This is a genomic window from Archangium sp. (assembly GCF_057119385.1).
The window spans coordinates 1-20,036 of sequence record NZ_DBNGVP010000078.1; the positions used below are offsets into that span (position 1 = coordinate 1).

17 protein-coding genes are annotated in these 20,036 nt (G+C 68.5%); 8 read left to right on the forward strand and 9 right to left on the reverse strand.

All coding sequences use genetic code 11. From position 1 onward, the window contains the following. Positions 1 to 288 precede the first annotated feature (288 nt). Positions 289 to 1,290 carry a sensor histidine kinase gene (locus AC16DP_RS18605; protein WP_329727376.1) on the forward strand — a complete coding sequence of 334 codons (1,002 nt, stop codon included), beginning with the start codon at positions 289 to 291 and terminating at the stop codon, positions 1,288 to 1,290. Positions 1,291 to 1,450: 160 nt separating this feature from the next. Here the strand turns inward: AC16DP_RS18605 and pfp are convergent, their stop codons facing one another. Further along, positions 1,451 to 2,806: a diphosphate--fructose-6-phosphate 1-phosphotransferase gene (gene pfp, locus AC16DP_RS18610; protein ID WP_329727375.1), complete on the reverse strand. Its 1,356-nt coding sequence runs from the start codon at positions 2,804 to 2,806 to the stop codon at positions 1,451 to 1,453. Positions 2,807 to 2,884: 78 nt separating this feature from the next. On the opposite strand from pfp, the gene AC16DP_RS18615 reads away from it, so the two are divergent. Next, positions 2,885 to 3,580 carry a ComF family protein gene (locus AC16DP_RS18615; RefSeq protein WP_329727374.1) on the forward strand — a complete coding sequence of 232 codons (696 nt, stop codon included), beginning with the start codon at positions 2,885 to 2,887 and terminating at the stop codon, positions 3,578 to 3,580. A 46-nt stretch (positions 3,581 to 3,626) separates the two neighbouring features. On the opposite strand, the gene AC16DP_RS18620 is transcribed toward AC16DP_RS18615, so the two are convergent. From AC16DP_RS18620 to AC16DP_RS18640, 5 genes are all read right to left on the reverse strand, one after another. Next, complete coding sequence (locus AC16DP_RS18620; RefSeq protein ID WP_329727373.1) at positions 3,627 to 4,088, reverse strand: immunity 26/phosphotriesterase HocA family protein; 462 nt, start codon at positions 4,086 to 4,088, stop codon at positions 3,627 to 3,629. A gap of 86 nt (positions 4,089 to 4,174) precedes the next feature. Continuing rightward, positions 4,175 to 4,498 carry a hypothetical protein gene (locus AC16DP_RS18625; RefSeq protein ID WP_329727372.1) on the reverse strand — a complete coding sequence of 108 codons (324 nt, stop codon included), beginning with the start codon at positions 4,496 to 4,498 and terminating at the stop codon, positions 4,175 to 4,177. 868 nt (positions 4,499 to 5,366) lie between these two features. Further along, positions 5,367 to 5,828, reverse strand: a complete 462-nt coding sequence (locus AC16DP_RS18630) for an immunity 26/phosphotriesterase HocA family protein (protein ID WP_329727371.1) — start codon at positions 5,826 to 5,828, stop codon at positions 5,367 to 5,369. A gap of 3 nt (positions 5,829 to 5,831) precedes the next feature. Further along, on the reverse strand, positions 5,832 to 6,761 hold the full coding sequence (locus AC16DP_RS18635; RefSeq protein WP_329727370.1) for a hypothetical protein: 930 nt from the start codon (positions 6,759 to 6,761) through the stop codon (positions 5,832 to 5,834). A gap of 203 nt (positions 6,762 to 6,964) precedes the next feature. Further along, the gene (locus AC16DP_RS18640; protein WP_329727369.1) at positions 6,965 to 7,249 is read right to left on the reverse strand and encodes a hypothetical protein; all 285 of its coding nucleotides are present in this window, start codon (positions 7,247 to 7,249) and stop codon (positions 6,965 to 6,967) included. Positions 7,250 to 7,386: 137 nt separating this feature from the next. On the opposite strand from AC16DP_RS18640, the gene AC16DP_RS18645 reads away from it, so the two are divergent. Further along, positions 7,387 to 8,151 (forward strand): hypothetical protein, encoded by a 765-nt coding sequence (locus AC16DP_RS18645; RefSeq protein ID WP_329727368.1) that lies wholly within the window; start codon positions 7,387 to 7,389, stop codon positions 8,149 to 8,151. 66 nt (positions 8,152 to 8,217) lie between these two features. Here the strand turns inward: AC16DP_RS18645 and AC16DP_RS18650 are convergent, their stop codons facing one another. After that, positions 8,218 to 9,231 carry a DUF4082 domain-containing protein gene (locus AC16DP_RS18650; RefSeq protein WP_329727367.1) on the reverse strand — a complete coding sequence of 338 codons (1,014 nt, stop codon included), beginning with the start codon at positions 9,229 to 9,231 and terminating at the stop codon, positions 8,218 to 8,220. Between the two features lie 406 nt (positions 9,232 to 9,637). Here AC16DP_RS18650 and AC16DP_RS18655 point away from each other — a divergent pair, with 406 nt between their 5' ends. Further along, complete coding sequence (locus tag AC16DP_RS18655; RefSeq protein ID WP_329727366.1) at positions 9,638 to 13,327, forward strand: DUF3857 domain-containing protein; 3,690 nt, start codon at positions 9,638 to 9,640, stop codon at positions 13,325 to 13,327. Positions 13,328 to 13,447: 120 nt separating this feature from the next. Then, on the forward strand, positions 13,448 to 14,110 hold the full coding sequence (locus tag AC16DP_RS18660) for a hypothetical protein (protein ID WP_329727365.1): 663 nt from the start codon (positions 13,448 to 13,450) through the stop codon (positions 14,108 to 14,110). A 10-nt stretch (positions 14,111 to 14,120) separates the two neighbouring features. Here the strand turns inward: AC16DP_RS18660 and AC16DP_RS18665 are convergent, their stop codons facing one another. Both AC16DP_RS18665 and AC16DP_RS18670 read right to left on the reverse strand, forming a co-directional pair. After that, on the reverse strand, positions 14,121 to 16,292 hold the full coding sequence (locus AC16DP_RS18665; RefSeq protein ID WP_329727364.1) for a bifunctional alpha,alpha-trehalose-phosphate synthase (UDP-forming)/trehalose-phosphatase: 2,172 nt from the start codon (positions 16,290 to 16,292) through the stop codon (positions 14,121 to 14,123). 13 nt (positions 16,293 to 16,305) lie between these two features. Further along, on the reverse strand, positions 16,306 to 17,448 hold the full coding sequence (locus AC16DP_RS18670; RefSeq protein ID WP_329727380.1) for a hypothetical protein: 1,143 nt from the start codon (positions 17,446 to 17,448) through the stop codon (positions 16,306 to 16,308). A gap of 157 nt (positions 17,449 to 17,605) precedes the next feature. Between AC16DP_RS18670 and AC16DP_RS18675 the strand changes: the two genes are divergently transcribed. Genes AC16DP_RS18675 through AC16DP_RS18685 form a run of 3 tightly spaced genes read left to right on the forward strand, consistent with a single transcriptional unit; the run spans position 17,606 to position 20,021 of the window. Continuing rightward, complete coding sequence (locus AC16DP_RS18675) at positions 17,606 to 18,085, forward strand: SpoIIAA family protein (protein WP_329727363.1); 480 nt, start codon at positions 17,606 to 17,608, stop codon at positions 18,083 to 18,085. Beyond that, entirely contained in the window at positions 18,070 to 19,272 is a 1,203-nt protein-coding gene (locus tag AC16DP_RS18680; RefSeq protein WP_329727362.1) for a sensor histidine kinase, read from the forward strand. Before AC16DP_RS18675 ends, AC16DP_RS18680 begins: the two co-directional genes overlap by 16 nt. A gap of 5 nt (positions 19,273 to 19,277) precedes the next feature. After that, entirely contained in the window at positions 19,278 to 20,021 is a 744-nt protein-coding gene (locus tag AC16DP_RS18685) for a hypothetical protein (protein WP_329727361.1), read from the forward strand. Positions 20,022 to 20,036 lie beyond the last annotated feature (15 nt).

The following is a 20,036-nucleotide window of genomic DNA, read 5'->3' on the forward strand; positions in this document are numbered from 1 at the left end:
GGCCCGAGTACAACCGCCTCTACGCCCACCCCTTCACCTGGTCCTGGACTCGCGCCAAGATGCACTCGTGGGTGGACCGGCACCTGTCCTGACTATGTTGAAAAACTTGTCGGACAGTCCACTAGGGTGTGGCGGATCGCCGCACCCACCCAGAAGGCCACACCCTCTCGTGTCCTCCCCTGGTGCGAAACGCCACACCCACACCCCGGGCCTCCCCGCCCGCCTTCCTGGAAGACACGGTGGCATGCGCCTCGCAATGAGCACGGCTGTCCCGTTCGCGAGGTCCGCATGATGAAGGCGCAAGGCATGGGAGGGTCGTTCACGGTGCTCGAGAGCCGCAGGGAGCGCGCGGAGGCCATCCGCAACCGGCTCCTGAAGGCCGAGGCCGAGCTCTCCGAGCACGAGATGCGCCACTACAACGCCCTGCTGGAGGAAACGGTACGCCAGCGCACCTGCGAGCTGGAGCTGACCAATGCCCGGCTCCAGGAGAGCCTGAAGCAGCTCCAGGCCACGCAGGCGCAGCTGCTCTTCGCGGACCGGCTGGCCACCATCGGCCAGCTCGCGGCGGGCCTGGGACATGAGATCAACAACCCGCTCGCGTTCATCGTCGGCAACCTCGACTACGTGCAGCAGCAGCTGCTCCGCACCGAGGGCGCCCCCACGCCGGAGGAGAAGCAGGAGATGATCGAGGCCATCGCCGATGCGCGCGACGGCGCCGAGCGCGTCAGCCTCATCGTGAGGGATCTCAAGGTCCTCTCCCATCCCAACGACATGGAGCGCGGCCCGGTGGATGCCGTAGCCAGCCTCCGCAGCGCGGTGAAGGTGGCGGCGTACGAGCTGCGGGACCGGGCGAGCCTGGTGGAGGAGCTGGTGGCGGTGCCACCTGTCTCCGGACACAAGGCGCGCCTGTGCCAGGTGTTCCTCAACCTGCTCATCAACGCGGCCCACGCCATCCCGCCGGGACAGGCGGCGCGCAATGAGATCCGCATCTCCACCCGCATGGGCGGCCCCCGCCATGTCGTCGTCGAGGTGAGCGACACGGGCTGCGGCATCCCACCGGAGAACCTGGAGCGCATCTTCCACCCGTTCTTCACCACCAAGCCGGTGGGCGTGGGTACGGGTCTGGGACTCTCGGTGTGCCACGGCATCATCACCGCGCTGGGCGGAGAAATCTCCGTGCGCAGCGAGGTGGGCCGGGGCACCACCTTCAGCGTGAACCTCCCCCTGTACGAGGCTTGCGCGGAGCAGGAGACGTCCGCCCAGGAGGAAATCACCTCCCGCGCCGCCTGACCCCCACGCCCCGAGCGTGCACGGGGCTCGGGCAAGGCCAGGAGGAGTCAGCCCTGTCAGGGGGGAGGTTCCGGCCGCGATGGGGAGCAACTGGTCCGATGGTCGGACCAGTCGGCACGCCGCGCGACCGGAGGGCGCCCCGTTGGCCTGGACCCCGGCCCTACCGCGTCGAGCCACCCACCGGCTCTCCCGCCTTGGCGGCATCCACCGCCTTGGCGGCATCCACCACCTTGGTGGTGAGGCCCAACTCCACATCGACGGCCACCTGGGGCTCGTCCTTCACCAGGTGGTAGAACTGCTCGCGGAAGGCCTCCGGCGTGAGCCGGGCGGCCGCGGCGAACCGGGCCAGCTCCTCCGGCTTGTCGAAGTCCTGCCGCTTGAGCCGCAGCATGAAGCTCCGGGCGATCTTGTATCGGTCCGAGTCCACGTCCACCAACCGCACCCGGGGCCGCCCCGTGGCCGGGTCCTTCATCTGCTGGAAGGAGATGGGCCGGAACCGTCCGTCGATCATGGACACCACCGCCTCGGTGCCCCCCTCGATGATGTAGCGGGCCGCGCAGTAGCCGAGGTCTCGCGTGTACTCCATGTCGAAGGGAATGGGGTCCGCGCAGCGCACCTCATAGCCGATGTACTTGGTGATGAGCGTGGCCTTGATGCCCAGGCCGGCGAGCCGCTCCTTCACCGCCTTCTCGAGCACCTCGCCCAGGTTGATCTCCGCCACGTGGACGTTGCCCATGTGGTCCCGGGGGATGTCCGTGTGCCGGGCGAGATCCTCGGGGTCGATGCAATCGGCGAGGCCCTCGGCCAGGAGGACGATGCCATCCTGACGGCCATAGCCCAGCCGCTTGATGACGGAGCCCGCGAGGATGTCCACCACGGTGTTGAACGCGACGGGACAGCCCTTCTGGAACTCCTCGGGGATGATGGTGTTGGTCGCGCCCACGGCCTTGCCGATGGACAGGGCGAGGTGCCCCGCCTTGCGGCCCTGGGCCACGACGAAGTACCAGCGGTGGGTCGTCTTCGCGTCCACCATCAGGTTCTTCACGATCTCCACGCCCACGTGGCGCGCGGTCTGGAAACCGAAGGTGCTGGTGTCGTCGGGCAGGTCGATGTCGTTGTCGATCGTCTTGGGGACGTGGACCACGCGGATGCGCCCGCGGGTCTTCTCCGAGATGATCTGCGCGAGCGTGGCGGTGCCATCCCCCCCGATGGTGATGAGCATGCCCACGCCGAGCTTCTCGAGCCCGTCGAGCGTGCGCTGGAAGTGCTCGGGGGAGCGGGTGGGGTTGGCGCGGGAGATGCCGATGTACGAGCCGCCGCGGAAGTGGATGCGGCTGGTGTCCTCGATGGTGAGGGGAACGACGTGGGAGAGGTCCCCCTCGGAGATCCACTTGAAACCATCCTGGAGGCCGATGACCTCGACACCCGAGAGACGGGCGCGGATGGTGGCCGCTCCAATCACGCTGTTGATGCCCGGAGCAGGTCCTCCGGCGACGACGATGGCGAGCTTCTTCATGAGGCCATCCAAACCGAAGACCCGTCTCAGGTCCAGACACCTTCCCCGCCCTCGTTCATCCGTATTAACTCCCGGCCCGTGCTCTCCTCGCTCCTCGAGCTGCTCTACCCGCCCGCGTGCATCGCCTGCGCGAAGGTGATGCCCGTGCGCGCGGCCTTCTGCGAGACGTGTGACCTCGCCGTGGAGCGGCTCCCGCCCTCGCGCTGCCGCACCTGCGCCGAGCCCGGGCAGTTCCCCCGCGACACGTGCCCGCGCTGCCACCTGTCGCCGCCGCCCTTCACCCGCGCCTCGGCCCCCTTCGCCCACGAGGGCCCCGTCGCCCGCGCCATCCACCGCTTCAAGTACGAGGACCACCCGGAGCTCGCCCCCGCCCTCGCGGAGCTGCTCGCCACCGAGTGCCGCCAGTTCCTCGAGCAGGCGCCCGCCGTGCTCGTCGCGTTGCCGCTGCACGATCAGCGCTACCGCGAGCGGAAGTACGACCAGACGCAACTGGTGGCGGGGGAGCTGGCGCGAATCACGGGCCGAGAAGCGCCCGTGGGACTGCTCAACCGGGCCCGGGAGACGCGGCGGCAGGTGGGGCTCTCCGAGGCCGAGCGCGCCCAGAACGTGGACGGGGCCTTCACCGCGCCGCCCTCGGTGGCGGGACGGGAGTTCCTCCTGCTGGATGACGTGCTCACCACCGGGGCCACCGTCCGCGCCGCCGCCAGCGCGCTCCGGGAGGCCGGGGCCACCCGTGTCGAGGTCATCACCCTCGCCCGGGCCTTTTCTCTATGAGACCTCACCCCTCATCTTCCCAAGACCGGGCAGCAGCCTCGGCTTCCTATTGCAGGCGCACTTTCAGGCGCTCCACTGAGTCATTGGGCCGCCCCATGAAGGTGTCGAGCAGGCGTTCCTGGACAGCGTGCTGTTCCCAAACAGCCATTCGCTCGAGCCCGACACACTCCTGGGGCTCGGCACTTCTCGAATTGCCGGCGTTGTCGAAGATCGTGCAGCGACGGAAGTTCCCCACGTCCTGTCTGAATTGGACGATCGGTTGAGCCAGAAACTCCTCAATCTCTTTCCACCCGATAACCTCCCACGAACTCGGCTCCAAATGGCGGACAGCAATCTTGAAGAGGATTGGCTTGGATGCGATCCGGTCAAGGTCTGCGTCAGGACTCTGAGTCCTGTATTCGTAGAAAGCATCAATCGGCAGCTCAAGTACCCTCCCATAACCAAAGGAACCGTCAGCCAGGGGAATTCTCAGAAAGGACCCCGGTCCAGGCATGACTGTTTTCGTCATTTCCTAATATCCTGTGTAAGGATGAAGTTGACCCCAGAATTCCGTGGCTGCTCCGTGAAAGCGCCTGCCCAACGGATTGTCTTTCGCTACATCGCGCACGACGTTCTCGGTTCGATAGGGCTTGCCAGTATCTGACTGGGCCCCCCATGAAAGTCAATCAACTGCTGCTCTCTTCCGCGGATCCGCCAATACGCAGCGTCGGCATATCTTTCGCCATATTCAATGGCAGCCCCGACATCGTACTCATCAACCTCCGCTTCCTTGAACACAGCACCCTTCGGCTCGTCGTTCTCATCAACGTGATGGTTCATATCTCGAAAAGCAACGGCCCGATACGCCTGAAAGTCGAGGGGCTTGGTGAGATCAACGACCATGCTGGTTCGCCCCAGGTAGTAGCGGTGGGTGTTCATGTTGAGCTTCCTGTAGGTCACATAGATGCGCCCCCGCCTTTTCCTGGTGTCCTCGCCGGGTTCTGATTCTGGAGATGCGCCGGGAGGAGCGAGCGGGGCGTAGATCGGTCCCATTTGGGCACTGGACCCCCCGCTCCTGCGCCGTTGGGTGCATGGGATGGGTATCGACCTTGGACCCACCCGGACACATCGCCGAAGTGCGTGCCGTAGAACTCGTCCGCGATGTCGATCGGGGTCTCCGATCCCTCCACGGCCGCCTCGAAGGTAAAGCAGAGCAAGAGCACACTACCGGCTGCCGCGACAACCGCGCCTCCAGTGACAACGAGCTCTCCCGCCGCACCACCGGCCCCTGCTTCTCCCGCGGCCGTGCCGCCTTCTGGTACGAGCCGCAGCACGCCGCGTGGGATGCCATCACCAAGCCCCTCGCCAGAGAGCCCCTCCAATGGAAGTGACGAGGGTGCGGTCAACGGCACCGCTGGCGAAGCCGCCCCCAGCGTTGCCACCACAGGCACCACTTCCACGCCAGCGCGAGCCGCATGAAACGATTCATTCAGTGTCCCCGACGCAACGAAACGGCGCGGGACATGAACGCAGCGCTCTTGCGGACCCGTGGCGTGACGGACGCTCTGGGCAGCGCCGCTACACCCCACGAGAAACATGCAGAGCAGCACGGCCCACCCGCGTGACATGCAGCGCCTCCTGGCGACGTTTCCGGGACCTTCTCCGAGTCTCCCACAGTGGCGGGCCGGGAGTTCCTCCTTCTGGACGACGTGCTCACCACGGGGGCCACCGTCCGTGCCGCCCGCGCCTTTTCTCTATGAGATCTCGCCTGGCATCTTCCCAAGACCGGGTATCAAGCCTCGACTTCCTATTGCAGGCGTACCTTCAGGTGCGCCACTGAGTCATTGGGCCTCCCCATGAAGGTATCGAGCAGGCGGTCCTCGACACCGTGCTGTTCCCAAACAGCCATCGCCTCGAGCCCAACACACTCCTGGGGCTCAGCACTTCTCGAATTGCCGACGGTGTCGAAGATCTCGCAGCGACGGAAGTTCCCCACGTCCTGCCTGAATTGAACAATGGGTTGAGTCAGGGGCTCCTCGAGCTTTCTGCGTCCAATGACTTCCCACGAGCCCGGCTCCAGATGGCGGACAGCAATCTTGAAAAGGATTGGCTTGGATGCGATCCGGTCGAGGTCCGAGTCAGGGCTTTCGGTCCTGTATGCGTAGAAAGCGTCAAACACCCGTGTAAGCGCCCTCCCGTAACCGAAAGTCCCGTCGGCAAGGGGAATTCTCAGAAAGGTCCCCGGTCTATGTATGCGCACCTTCTTCATTTCCTAATGCCCCGTATAAGAATGAAGTTGACCCCAGCGCTCCGTGGCCGCGTCATGAAACCGCCTGCCCCACGGATTGTCTTTCGCCACACCACGTACGATGTTCTCGGTACGATAGGGCATTCCCGTGTCGGATTGGGCGCCCCCATAGGAATCAATCAACTGCTGCTCCCTTCCTCGAATCCGCCAGTATGCGGCGTCGTCATATCTTCGGCCATAGTCAATGGCAGTCCCTATATCGAATTGATCAACCCTCGCGAAACCGAACACAGCCCCATTGGGTTCATCGGTCTCGTCGATGTGATGGCTCATGTCTCGAAAAATAACGGCCAGAGCTGCCTGTTCTTCGAGGGGCCTGGAGAGATCGACAACCATGCTGGTTCGCCCCAGGTAGTAGCGGTGGGTGTTCTTGTTGAGCTTCCTGTAGGTCACATAGATGCGCCCCCGCCTTTTCCTGGTGTCCTTGCCGGGTTCTGATTCTGGAGATACGCCGGGAGGAGAGAGCGGGGCGTACGTCGGCCCCGTTTGGTCACTGGACCCCCCTGCACCTGCGCCGTTGGGCGCATGGGATGTGTATCGACCTTGGACCCACCCGGACACATCGCCGAAGTGCGTGCCGTAGAACTCATCCGCGATGTCGATCGGTGTCTCCGATCCATCCACGGCCGCCTCGAAGGTAAAACAGAGCAAGAGCACACTACCGGCTGCCGCGACAACGGCGCCTCCAGTGACGACGAGCTCTCCCGCCGCACCACCGGCCCCTGCTTCTCCCGCGGCCGTGCCGCCTTCTGGCACCAGCCGGAGCACGCCGCGTGGGATGCCATTACCCAGGCCCTCGCCAGAGAGCCCCTCCAACAGCGGTGACGAGGGTGGGGTCAACGGCGCCGCTGGCGAAGCAGCCCCCAGCGTTGCCGCCACAGGCACCATGTCCACGCCAGCTGCATGAAACGCTTCATTCAGTCTCCCCGACGCAACGAAACGGCGCGGGACATGAACGCAGCGCTCTTGCGGACCCGTGGCGTGACGGACGCTTCGGGCCGCGCCGCTACACCCCACGAGAAACATGCAGAGCAGTACAGCCCCGCGCATGATCCCTCCCCCTGGGAGAGGGCGGGGGGTGAGGGTCGTCACCAGGGTCACCGAGAGGACCGCACGTGAATGCCGTGAGCCGCGAAGGCGAGGAAGAAGGGGCCAATCACGAGCCAGAAGCCATGGTCGATGAACCACCCGGTGTGGGGCCGCATGTAGCGAGCGGGCGCGCGCCTCTGCGCCTTGACCAGATAACCCAACTCCCCCTGCGGCCCCTGCGAGGCCGGAACGCTGTCCGCGTTCAGGTTGATGAGGATGATGACGAGCAGGTTGAGGATTCCCAATCCCCAGAGGAAACGGGCAAGCCTCGACGGAGATTCGATGAAATGCATCCGGCGAACAGACCACTGGTCCCGAGCTCCGTCAAACGGCTGGACCGGGACGGACCCATGACCTCGTGAGTTCTCCCTGCGGAAGAGACTCCCGCCGTGGTATGAATCGAGCAGGCAGGAGCGATAGAGGACAGCACATGACAGTCACGAAGAAGAAGGGTGAGCGGCTGGGCCCGTTCCAACTCGGCAAACGGTACAAGCACGCGTCGGCGGAACTGGGCCACATCCACGAGGCGCGCAACGTCCAGACGGGAGCGCCTGCCCTGGTGATGATGCCCGGGCCTCGGCCCTCCTGGGGACCCAGGAAGAACTGGCAGGTGCGCGCCTCCTTCCAGAGCACGCCGCCCTACATCGCCCTGGAGGTGGAGCGGGCACCATCAACAGGCCGATTGGCGGAACTGGCCAACTTGTTCACCCTGCTTCTCGCGGCACTCGAGGCCGTGGGAAGCAACGCCAGGATGCGCGCACACCTGACTGGCGCCCCGATGGATCATCGGGTAGGGCGTCCTTGGCTCAGGGGACTGGTGGCCGCGGGACTCGCCGTGCTCGTGCTGGTGGGTGGCTTCTGGTGGGGCATGGGGACCCGTCCTGGCCCTTCCACTCAGCAGCCTTCAACTCCTGGCCTCGCTGAGCTGGCGGACGCCGGGATTTCGTCCTCATTCCTGATCGACGGAGAAGTACAGGGCCGGACGGGTATCGCCTATCCCCTTCCCGACAAGCCCTTCTCGAACCAGGTCAGGCCCCCCTGCCGAACCAAGGCGGACCATGTCGCGATCAACGGCGGCTGCTGGATAGAGATCGCACGCCGTCCGCCGTGCGATGAGGATCACGCCGAGTACCAGGGCAAGTGCTACATCCCGATCATGAAGGCGCCACGCCCGCCTCAATCCCTCTCTCCGTGAGCAAACACCACTCGTGGAAGCCAGTCCACGAGTGGGTTCGGATGACAGTCCGCTTCCTCCCCAAGCTCAGGGGAAGGAGCTCACGTACGTGCGGAAGTAGAGATCGTAGGCCGGGTGGGAGTTGTAGCCCACCTGGAACAGCATGCCCCCCGCGTAGGAGTCCACCGCGGAGTCGAGCTCGAAGCGCCAGTCATAGCCACCCGAGAAGTACGGCTGGACGTTCTGCACCACCAGGGCGTACTGCGTCCCGGCGGCCACGGCCACGGGAGCGCTGAAGGTGACGTCGATCCAGTTGTAGCTGCCCGAGGGAATCTGGGCCTGGCTCACCGTGCCACTGGCCAGCACCGCCCCCGAGGTCGAGCGCAGCTGCACCAGCATGTCCGGGCAGTCCGGCAGGCACTGCTTCTGCACGTACACCGAGGCGCGCTTCATGTACCCGTTCTGGCCCGCGGTGAAGGTCTGCCCACCGGGCACCGCCCCCGTGTAGAGCTGCGCCGAGTACAGGCTGTACGGCTCGTTGGCCTGGTCCAGGACCTCGGCGGCAACGACATACGTGCGGAAGTAGAGATCGTAGGCCGGGTGGGAGTTGTAGCCGACCTGGAACAGCATGCCCCCCGGATAGGAGTCCACCGAGGAGTTGGCCTCGTAGCGCCAGTCATAGCCACCCGAGTAGTACGGCTGGGCGTTCTGCACCACCAGGGCGTACTGCGTCCCGGCGGCCACCAGCACGGGAGCGCTGAAGTCGACGTCGATCCAGTTGTAGCTGCCCGTGGGAATCACGGACTGGCTCACCGTGCCACTGGCCAGCACGGCCCCCGAGGTCGAGCGCAGCTGCACCAGCATGTCCGGGCAGTTCGGCAGACACTGCTTCTGCACGTACACCGAGGCCCGGGTCAGGTACCCGTTCTTACCCGCGGTGAAGGTCTGCCCGCCGGGCACCGCTCCCGTGTACAGCTGCACCGAGTACAGGCTGTACGGCTCGTTGGCCTGGTCCAGGGCCGGGCTCTGGGCCAGCGCGGGTGTGGCGGACAGCAGAGCCGTCAGCATGAGCGGCGCGCACGCCGTGAAAAAGCGCTTCATGGATGCCTCGTCTTGTACGCGTGCAAGGGTTTCGAACCGGGGCCGCCCTCCCGCACGAAAGGTGGCGCGGCCCAGAACAGGGGCCTGAAAAGGCCGTCCACCCCCTAGCATGTTTCTCCTGTTAATCCCAGTAACAAAGGAATGTCACTTTTCCGTGAAGCAGTCAGTCCGTGGATGCGTCGGGGAGCGACAGACCAGGTTCGCGCCCGAGGCCACGCACCGCACGCAGAGGGAGGGGGAATCCGTCACCGGCCAACGGATGAGGCTCCTCCCTCGCCCGGCGGCCGACATTTCAGTTGCTTGTCCGCCCATGACGTCGCATGCAGGGGAAGGCTCTCCGATGCCCGGCTGTTCACCCGCGCCGACTCTCACCCCCGGCACCCTTTTCGACGGACGAGGAACACGGATGTCCCGTACCCCACCGCTCGCCGTGCTCTCGCGCACCACCTGGCTCGTCGCGCTGCTCGCGTTCGCCTGCCCGCTCCTCACCCGGGCCGCCTCCGAGTCCAGCGTCACCGCCGCCCGTGAGCAGGCCGAGGAAGCCCTCCAGCTCGCCTCCTCCCCTCGCGGCGCCGCCCAGCTCATCCGGCTCCACGCCCTCCGCGAGGACCTCGAGGATCTCACCCCCCTCGTGAAGACCTATGCCGAGGTGGCCACCCGCCGGGACACCGACCCCGGCACCCGCGCCACCGCCTGGTTCCTCTTCATGGACCTGGAGCGCTCGCGCGGCCGGCTCAACCGCGCCTCCGAAATCCACGACTCCTCCCTCGGCTTCATCGGCGACTACTACGTCGTCGGCGGCTTCGACAACGAGGGCAAGTCCGGCTGCGACACCGACTTCGGCCCCGAGGCCGCCACCCTGGACCTCTCCGCCACCTACCCCGGCGCCAAGGGACGTCAGGTCTCCTGGCGCCGGCTCGCCGTCAGCCCCACCGAGGGCTATGTCGACCTGGCCTCCGCCGTGCGTCCCAACCGCGAGGCCGTGGCCTATGCCCTCACCTGGCTGGAGGTCCCCGCCGAGACCCGCGTGGCGCTCGGCGTGGGCACCTCCGGCGCCTTCCGCCTCTGGGTGAATGGCGAGAAGGTCTCCAGCGGCGACACCTACAACGCGCCCCGCCCGGACCAGGCGCGCGTCTCCGTGCGCCTGCGCAAGGGCCTCAACCGCGTCCTCCTCAAGGTGTGCCAGGAGTCCGGCCCGCTCGGCTTCTTCCTGCGCCGCGACCCGACTCCCCGCCTGCGCGTCACCCTCCCCTCCACCCTCCCCGCCCTCACCAAGGGCCCCTCCGCCGCGCCCCAGCCGCTGCCCACCGTCACCTCCGCCCTCGAGGCGCTGGTGGCCAGGGCCCCCGCGGATGCCCGGCTGCGCGGCGAGTACGCCACGGTGCTCGACTTCTTCCGCGCCTTCGACGAGCGCGAGCACACCGCCACCGTGGAGGCCGACCGCGCCGCCCGCGAGGCGCCCCAGGACGTGCGCCTGCAGCTGCTGGCCGCCAGCACCCACCGCGATGACCTCAACCTGCGCCGCGGCTTCCTCGAGGCCGCCCTGCGCGCCGACCCCACCTCCACCCTGGCCCGCGTGGCGCTCGCTGAGTTCGAGCTGGAGCGCGGCCACCCCGAGCGCGTCCTCGAGCTGCTCAAGCCCGTGGTGGAGCTCTCCCCCGACTCGGCCCCCGCCCGCCTCACGCTGGCGCGCGCCTACGAGACGCTCGGCGAGTCCGCCCGCGCGCACGTGATGGTGGAGGAGACGCTCCAGCGCCTGCCCCGCATCCCCCGCGTGGTGCGCTCCGCCGCCGCCGCCGCCCGCATGCTGGACCGGCCCCAGGACTCCATCGCCCGGCTGCGCGTGGCCCTCGCCCTGCGCCATGACGACCGCTACAGCCGCGCCCAGCTCGCCTCGCAGCTCGCGGACCTGGGCCAGGTGGAGGCCGCCGCGCGCGAGCTCGCGCAGATCCTCATCCTCGACCCCTTCGACAACGCCTCCCGCCTGAAGCTGGCGGAGCTGCGTGCCGCCAACGGCCAGCTCGACGCGGCCACCGCTCACTTCGCCGAGGCCCGCGCCCTCTCCCCGGACGAGCCCGAGGTGTACGAGCGCGAGGGCCGGGCCCTGCTGTCCGCCGGCCGCCGCGAGGAGGCCCTCGCCTCCTTCGAGCGCTCGCTGGCGCTGCGTCCGCAGAACCCCGCCCTCAAGGAGGCCGTGCGCACCCTCAAGGGGGAGTCCGCCAGCACCGGCGCCCGCTACCTCGCCGACTTCAAGGGCCTGGTGAAGGACGCCGACGCCTACGCCACCGAGGACGCCGTGTACCTGGTGGACAACACCTACGTGCGCGTGCAGAAGAGCGGCCTGTCCGGCCGGCTCCACCAGTTCGCCGTGAAGGTGCTCAACACCCGTGGCGTGGACGCCTTCCGCTCCTACCCCGTCACCTACTCGCCGGACCGGCAGGAGGTGCGGATTCTGCGCGCCCGCATCACCAAGCCGGACGGCTCCGTGGTGGACAGCTACGGCGAGAGCGACCGCAACATCAACGAGCCCTGGACGGGCATGTACTACGACGCCCGCGCCAAGGTGCTCTCCTTCCCCGCGCTCGCCGTGGGCGACGTGCTGGAGCTCCAGTACCGCGTGGACGACACCGCCCAGGACAACCTCCTGTCCGACTACTGGGGCGACGTGGAGAGCGTGCAGGGCGTCTACCCGAAGGTGCAGTACCAGTTCCTCGTGGAGATGCCCAAGGAGCGGCCCCTCTACTGGAACGAGAAGAAGCTGCCCGGCGTGGCGCACGCGCGCGAGGACGTGGAGGGCGGCAGCGTCCTCTACCGCTGGAGCGCGAAGCACGTCTCCAAGGTGGTGCCCGAGCCCGGCATGCCCGGCTGGGCCGAGGTGGCCGCCAACCTCCACGTCTCCACCTACCGCACCTGGGACGAGGTGGGCCGCTACTGGTGGGGCCTCGTCCGCGACCAACTCACCCCCAACGAGGAGCTGCGCCGCACGGTGGACACCGTGTTGCAGGGCGTGGACCGCAAGGATCAGCAGGCCGTGGTGCGGGCCATCTACAGCTTCGTGGTGACGAACACGCGCTACGTGGCGCTGGAGTTCGGCATCCACGGCTACAAGCCGTACCGGGTGGACCGGGTGCTGGCGCGGCGCTTCGGCGACTGCAAGGACAAGGCGAGCCTCATCCATGCCATGCTGAAGGTGGCCGGCGTGGACAGCCGGCTGGTGCTGCTGCGCATGCGCAACCTGGGCTCCATCGGCGAGGAGCCGGCGAGCCTGGCGGCCTTCAACCACGCCATCGTCTACGTGCCGCGCTTCGACCTGTACCTGGACGGCACCGCCGAGTTCCACGGCGCGCGCGAGCTGCCCAGCGGGGACCGCGTGGCCAACGTGCTGGTGGTGGAGCCGGGCGGCAAGGCCACCTTCTCCACCACGCCCGAGGCGCGCCCCGAGGACAACGCCACCCGCCTCACCATGAACCTGACGCTGCGCCCGGACGGCAACGCCGACGTCACCGGCGCCACCCGCGTGGGCGGGCAGATGGCGCCCGAGTACCGCCGCGCCTACCGCGCCGTGTCCTCGCGCAAGTCCACCTTCGAGCGCTCCTGGGCCCAGAGCTTCCCCGGCCTCACCGTGCACGACGTGAAGCTCAACGACACCACCCGCCTGGATGACGACGTGCAGGTGGACTTCAAGATGACCATCCCGCGCTTCTCCGAGGCCCTGCCCGGCCAGCTGCGCTTCCTGCCCTTCGGCACCGGCCGCTCCTATACCCAGTCCTACGCCTCGCTCGCCGAGCGCCGCTTCGACCTGGTGATGAGTGGCCCCTGGGTCAACCACTTCTCCTTCCGCTACACGCTGCCCCCCGGCTACGGCGTGGCCGAGCTGCCCCCGGCCTATCAGGAGGAGACGCCCTTCGGCCGCGTGCGCGTCTCCTTCCGGCAGGAGGGCAACCAGCTGCTGTGCGACGGCGAGGTGGCCCTCACCGCCGCCCGGGTGAAGGCGGATGACTACCCGTCCTTCCGCTCCTTCCTCGGCCGGGTGGACCAGTCCTTCGCTCGCAAGGTGACCTTGCGAGGGCCCGCCTCCCCCACCGCGGAACGGTAGAAACGAGAGGGGTCCAGCGCCGAGGCTCCGGGCAAGGCCGCCTGAGCACCCCCCCGGGAAACGCACTCACCGCTCGCGCATCCATGTGCCGGCCCGCATAGGGACAAGGGGGCAGCACACATGGTGAAGTTGGCGCTGTTGGGAGACACCTACCCCAGTCAGCTCCAGGCGAACCCGCAGGCCATTCGGGACCTGGAGGTGGTGTGGGTGGGGAGCTCGCTGGAGGCGTTCCGCGCCGAGGTGCCGGCACTCCGGCCCCAGGTGCTCGCGCTGGACTTCGTGGACCTGGGCAAGGTGCCCGAGCGGCTCGTGCCCGAGCTGCTCGCCCTCACCGGCGCCGCGCACGCCGTCGTCAGCTACCGGCTGACGCACCATGGCATGCTCCAAGCGCTCACTTCTCAACGGATCCGCTTCGTCCAGGGGCCCCTGCCGCTCGGCCTGCTGCGCACCCACGTCCACCGGGCGCTGGACGAGGCGCGTCAGGCCCGGAGCCAGGAGGTGCCCCGGGCCGCGGCCCACGCGCCCAAGCCGCCGCGCTTCACCCACGAGCAGCTCGGCCGGTTGATGGAGCTGGTGGCCACGGTGAAGTGCGAGTGCCCCAACCACCTCGCCCAGCTCATCAGCGGCCTGCGCGCCTTCGAGGACTACTCGAAGGGGTGTGAGAGCCGCGACGAGAAGGACCAGCGGATGCACGCCCTGCTCTACCGGCAGACGGCCGCCGCCCGCGAGGCCATGGAGGACGGGCTCGCGGCGCTGCTCGAGTACGAGAACATCCGGCTGTGAGCCGGGTGCCTCAGCCCGGCAGCAGCGCGGCGAGCAGCTGGCGCACCTCGGTGGGGCCGTCCACCCGGTAGCCGGCGCGCGTCTTCTTGCCGCCCGCGTGGATGGCGAGGGCCCCCTCGGGCAGCGCGGCGAAGAGGTCCTCGTCCGTGCGGTCATCGCCGAGGGCCACCACCAACGTGCCGGGGGCCATGCCCCCGGTGAGGGTGCCCACCACGCGGCCCTTGTTCACCCCGCGCGCGCGCACCTCCACCACCTTGTCGCCGGGCAGCACCTCCAGGGGGCCGTGGGCGAACACCTCGCCGAGGTGCAGCCGCAGCTCCAGCGCCTGCCTCGCGCCGAACACCCGGTCCACCTGCCGGTAGTGCCACGCGAGCGACGCGGACTTCTCCTCCACCAGGGCCCCGGGCACGCGCGCGGCGAAGGCATCGAGCACCGGCCGTACCAGGGCCTTCCAGTCCGTGGGCACGCCCTCCAGGGCCTTCCACTCCTGGCCCGGCGCCAGGCGGGACCAGAGGCCGTGCTCGGCGTGCAGGCCCACCGGGAGCGCGCCGAGCCACGCCTCCAGCGTCTCCTTGGTGCGCCCGCTGACGATGTGCACCCGGGTATCCGGCCGGGTAGCGAGCCGCTGCAGCAGGTCCAACAGCGCCACGTCCGGCGCGGCCAGCTCGGGCCTCGGCGCGAAGGGGACGAGCGTGCCGTCGTAGTCGATGAGGAGCAGCAGGCGCCCGGCCCGGCGCATGCGCTCGAGCGCCACCTCCGCGCCCGCGGGCTCCACGCGCGGAGGGGCCGGGGGGGTGGCCTCGAGCATGTCCAGGAAGGAGCGCACCCACCAGTGCACGTCGTACTCCTTCACCCGGGTGCGCAGGGTGCGCATGCGCGTGCGCCGCTCCTCCTGCGGCATCTCCAGCGCCGCCTCCAGCGCGTCCGCCATGCCCTCCACGTCGTAGGGGTTGATGATCAGCGCGTCCCCCAGCTCGTCCGCCGCGCCGGCGAACTCGCTGAGCACCAGCACGCCGTCCTCGTCCGGGCGCGCGGCGCAGAACTCCTTGGCCACCAGGTTCATGCCGTCGCGGATGGGCGTGACGAGCATCACGTCCGCGGCGCGGTAGAGGGCGGCGAGCTGCTTCTCGTTGAAGGAGCGGTAGAGGTAATGCACCGGGACGTTGTGGACGCTGCCGTACAGGCCGTTGATGCGTCCCACCAGCTCGTCCACCTTCTCGCGGTAGGTGGCGTAGTCCTCCACCCCGGTGCGGCTGGGGACGGCCACCTGGACGAAGCGCAGCCGGCCACGCCAGGCGGGCTCGCGCTCCAGCAGCCGCTGCACCGCCATGAGCCGGCGGGGAATCCCCTTGGTGTAGTCCAGCCGGTCCACGCCCAGCACCAGCCGCTGCTCCGTGCTCTTCTCCCGGTGCACGCGCACCTCGTCGAGCACCGCCGGGTCGTTGGCGAGGTTCTCGAAGGCCTGCGCGTCGATGCCCATGGGGAAGGCGCCCAGCCGCACCTCGCGCCCCTCGTGGTCCACCCGGTCCACCACCGTCTCCAGCCCCAACAGGCGCATGAGGGTGCTGGCGAAGTGGCGCACGTACGTGTGCGTGTGGAAGCCGATGAGGTCCGCGCCCAGCAGGCCGCGCACCAGCTCCACGCGGTGCGGCAGGCTGCGGAAGATCTCACTGGAGGGGAAGGGAATGTGGTGGAAGTAGCCGATGCGCGCCTGGGGCAGCCGCGCGCGCAGGAAGGCCGGCACCAGCATGAGCTGGTAGTCGTGCACCCAGATGGTGTCCCCGGGCTGGTACTGCTTCGCCACCAGGTCGGCGAAGCGCTCGTTCACCTTGCGGTAGATGTCCCAGTCCCGGTCCTGCCGGGGAATGCGATCGATGAGGTAGTGGCACAGCGGCCAGAGGACCTGGTTGGAGTAGCCCTCGTAGTAGCGGCTGACCTCGCTGGCGCTCAGGTGGATGGGCACGCAGCGCAGCTCGGCGAGCTGGGCCTCCACGGACGCGCGCTGCGGCGGCGTGAGGCGCGAGACATCCCCCGGCCAGCCGATCCACACGCCCCCCGAGCGCTCATGCGGGCCGCGCAGGCCCGTGGCGAGCCCTCCGGCACTGCGGACCACGGAGACCCCGTCCTTGTCCGACTTCACGGTGACGGGGAGGCGATTGGAAACGAGCAGGAGTCGGGACATACGTCCCAGACCCTTACTCAGCCACGCGGGAGATGGCCACCCCTGAAATGGGGGCCGTGCCACCTGGAGAACCTTGGCCGCCGCGTGTCCACCCGAGCCGCGCGAGCAGCCGGGGCTCCCGGCCCGGCTTCCAGATGAACGCGTCCAGCACGTAGTGCGTGGCCTGCGGCAGCGCGAGCAGCGGCACCACCAGCGCCAGCACGTCCGCGGGCAGCACCGGGCCGCCCTCGCCGAAGAGGCGCGGACGCTCGTGCCACACCAGCGTGTCCCAGAGCAGCTCCTCCCCGAAGGCGAGCACGCACAGCACCCCCAGGAAGCCGGGCAGGCCCGCGCGCACCACGGGCCCCAGCCAGCCATAACCCCCCTCGGCGAGCCGCCCGCGCGTGTACCGGAAGAGCAGCGCGAAGTAGGGCACGCCGTGCAGGACGACGTTCATCACCGTGAAGGCGAAGTCATCCCGGGCCACCACGATGCCGCCGAACCACGTCACCGCGGTGGCGAGCACGAGCAGCACCTTGCCCACCTGGAGGCCCTCGCCGCGCAGGACGCGCGCCCCCTGGAAGCCCGCCCACGCGGCCAGCACCAGCCCCTGCACGGCGAGCGCCCCGGTGCCCACCCACGCGGGCAGACCGGAGACGAAGTCGTTCTCCACGAACCACCAGAAGGACCGGGGAAGGTTCGCGTGCCACCAGAGCACGGGGCCCAGGGTGGCGGCGTAGATGGCGGCGGCATCGAGCACGCGCTCGGTGTCCGGGACACGGGCCTTGCGGCCATAGAGGGCCACCCAGCCGTACTGCTGGCGGATGAAGTGGAAGAGCGCCGTGTACGCGAAGAGCCGCCAGAAGGTGCCCGGGGAGAGCAGGTACGCGAACACGCCCGACAGGTACGCGGCGAGCGGGGCGGCGATGTAGAGCCCGGGCCGGCTCCGCAGCTCGTCCCCATCGAGGTAGGTGCGGAAGAGCGTGGACCAGACGTGGGCCACGTCGACACAGACGACGAACAGCGCCCACGCCCACAGCGGCGTATCCCCCACGGCGCCCAGCGCGGGCGCGGCGAGCACGAGCGCCACCGACACGAGCGCGCTGCCCGCGAAGACGGAGAGGTCCACGCCTCGTCCGAAGAGCCAGGCCTGGGAGGAAGCGAGAAAACGAGACATCACGCCGGAGGGTACCAGCCTCGAACGTCGAATGGAGGGCCGTCGAATGGACCGCTGCTGAACAGGTACGTGAGGTGCTTCTTTTTTTCCCACCTGCTCGCCGGGCGGACAGGGAAGCTGCCGACGCGCCCAGAATCCCCGGCCCTCGTGGAGTGCCATGCTTCCCGACTCCTCCATCACCTTCGATGACTCGCGCTGGCCACTCCGGCTCGTCCGGTTCGTGGGAACGCCCACGCCCCGGCAGTACGAGCACTACCTGGAGACGGTCTCCTCCAGCCTGCGGCGGCGGGAGCGGTACCTCAGCGTCACCGACCTGACCCGGGGAGGCTTGCCCACGCCCGAGCAGCGGCAGCGGCAGGTCCTCTGGATGCAGGAGCACGAGGGACTCCTGCGCGAGGTGGTGCTCGGGATGGCGTTCGTCATCACCTCGCCCGTCATGCGGCTGTCGGTGAGCACCGTCATGCACTTCAAGCCGCTGCCGGTGCCGTACTTCGTCACCGCCCAGGAGCACGAGGCGATGGGCTGGGCGAGCGCGCGCCTCGAGGAGCAGGGGCTGCGCCTCTCTCCGCCTGAAGCCAAAGCTGGAAGCGGGCCCCGCGTGGCGTCAACATCGCCCCGCCGATGCCTTCCGACCTGACGCCTCCTCCCGCGAACTTCCGCCGCCGGCTCCTCGCCGTGATGCTCGTCACGGGGCTGGTGCCGCTCGTGCTGCTCGGCTTCATCGCCCGGCAGGCCCTGGAGGATCTCCTCTCCGTCTCGCTGACGCCCGTGGAGCAGGTGCTCGAGGACGTGTCCGCGGGGCTCGCCCGCGAGGGCCGCTCCCAGGACGTGCTGGAGGAGGCCCGGCTCAACCTCGCCCAGGCGGAGCTCGCCCGCCGTGCGCTCGCGCGCCGCACACCCTGGCTCATCGGCGTGCTGCTGCTCGTCTCGGCCACCGTGCTCACCGGCGCCGCCGTGCTGCTCGGCCGCGCCCTCACCCGCCCCGTCTCCACCCTCACCCGCGGCATGTGGGCCTACGCGCGGGGAGACCTCTCCGTCCAGCTCCCCGCCCCCGAGACGCCCCGCGACGAGCTGCAATTCCTCCTCGTCCAGTTCAACCGCATGGGCCGCGAACTCGCCGCCCAGCGCGAGCGCCTCAAGGCCGCCGAGCAGATAGCGGCATGGCAGGACGTGGCCCGCGCGCTCGCCCACGAGCTGCGCAACCCCCTCACCGGCATGAAGCTCGCGCTGGCGCGGCTGTCGCGCGGAGACACGCCTCCGGACGCCACGCGCCTCACCGAGTCCGTGTCCCTCTTGCAGGAGGAGGTGGAGCGGCTCATGCGGATGACGCGGAGCTTCTCCGACTTCGCCCGCCTGCCCGCGCCGCGCATCCAACCCGTGGCCCTGCGCCCGCTGCTCGCCGACGTGTGCGCCCTCTACCAGGACACCTCGCCCGTGCCCGTGGAGTTGCAACCCGGCCCCGAGCCCTCGCTCTCCGCGGACCCGGACGGCCTGCGCCGCCTCTTCGGCAACCTCGTCAAGAACGCCACCGAGGCCTCCACGGCCGGCTCCGCCCCCGTGCGCATCGCCATCGAGACACTCGCCTCGGCGGTGCGCGTCTCCATCCGTGACGGAGGCAGTGGGATTGACGAAGTGCTCGAGGGCCCCGCCCTCACCCGGGGCCTCTTCAGCACCAAGCCCGAGGGCAGCGGCCTGGGACTGCCCATCGCCCAGAAGATCGTCCACGAGCACGGCGGCACCCTGCGCCTGGAGCCCGCGCCCGGTGGCGGCACGCTCGCGCTCGTGGAGCTGCCCCAGAACCACAACACACCGGAAGGAGCATGAGGGACATGAGGCGCAGTGGAAGCAGGACGGGGCGCACCTGGGGGCTGGCGGGTTTTCTCGTGGTGCTCGTGGCGGCCCTCGGGGCCTGGGCGGAGCCGCCCGCCTCGAAGCTTCCTGGCCGGAAGCCTGATTCCAAGGAGCCCTGGGGCCCTTTCCTTGGCAAGGCCGCACATGACGCCATTGGCAAAGAGTACCGCCTGCAGCATCCCTCCAACACCGTCTTCCTCGGAACCATCAACCTCTACAAAATCGTGGAGCAAGGGAAGTTGGGGGACCCCGAACGCCTTTCGGAGTTCGTGAGGCTCTTGCGTCCGGACATCACCGATACCCGCGCCCTCGTGCTCTTCGAGATCAAACCGGACAATGAGGCGTCACGCGAGGAAGGGAGAGAACAGGTGGGGCGCTACCTGGCGGCTCTGAATGAGGCTGTCGACCCTGACAAGAAGCTCACGAGAGGCACCGGCTTCGAAGGGTCGCTCTTCCTCGAATTCGAAAACGGGGGCGCACTCTGGAGGTTGTCCTGGCGCACGCCAGAACCCGGAGTGACGCTGTACCGCTGGAGCTACCGGCGCAAGAAGTCCGGTGCTTCCTGGAAGGAGCGAGCGGCCCAGAAGGAAGAGGAGTTGCCCAGGGAAGAGGTAGAACAGCGCGGCGAATTGGCCGAGCAGGCCATCCGGTCTGCTTATGAAGGAGGAGAACGCCCCAAGGGATTCCAGGGTCAGGTCTACCTGCCCGCGGATTGCCGCTGAGCAGGCGGGAGGCGA